This window comes from Massilia sp. 2TAF26, assembly GCF_052115005.1.
Lineage (GTDB): Bacteria > Pseudomonadota > Gammaproteobacteria > Burkholderiales > Burkholderiaceae_D > Telluria.
This window is the reverse complement of sequence record NZ_JBFRFV010000143.1, coordinates 1-373: the sequence shown is the minus strand read 5'-3', so window position 1 is coordinate 373 and position 373 is coordinate 1. Positions and strand designations below refer to the sequence as shown.

The 373-nt window shown below is 63.5% G+C and carries 1 pseudogene; it reads right to left on the bottom strand.

Annotation, left to right across the window (positions count from 1 at the left end):
- Window positions 1-373: pseudogene (locus AB4Z32_RS27860) on the bottom strand (hypothetical protein); the annotation flags it as partial.

Sequence of the window (373 nt, the reverse complement as noted above, 5' to 3'; positions counted from 1 at the left end):
GGCCTGAATGTGGCCGATCTGGAATGGCACCGACACCACATGGCGGATTTCGCCGGTCTTGATGTTCATGCGGGCGATCCCGTTCGGGCCTGCACCCATTTTGCGAGGACCGAAGTTGTCTTCGACCTTGGTGCCGGGCTTGAGGTGGCGGGCCGCTTCGGCTTTACCTACGCGGAAATAGACCCACTCCTCGTCCGCATCCAGCGCCATATCGCCGCCCGCTTCCAGTTCGGCGGGCGTGGTGCCTGCCACGCGCTGGTAGGTGTCGGCGGACTTCAGCTTGCTTGCTGCACTGTCGGCCAGCAGGCGCGCGAGATCCACTTCAACGATTTGCAGGCGGCCCGGTGCGCTGTCCTTGCGCATGAAGTAGAGC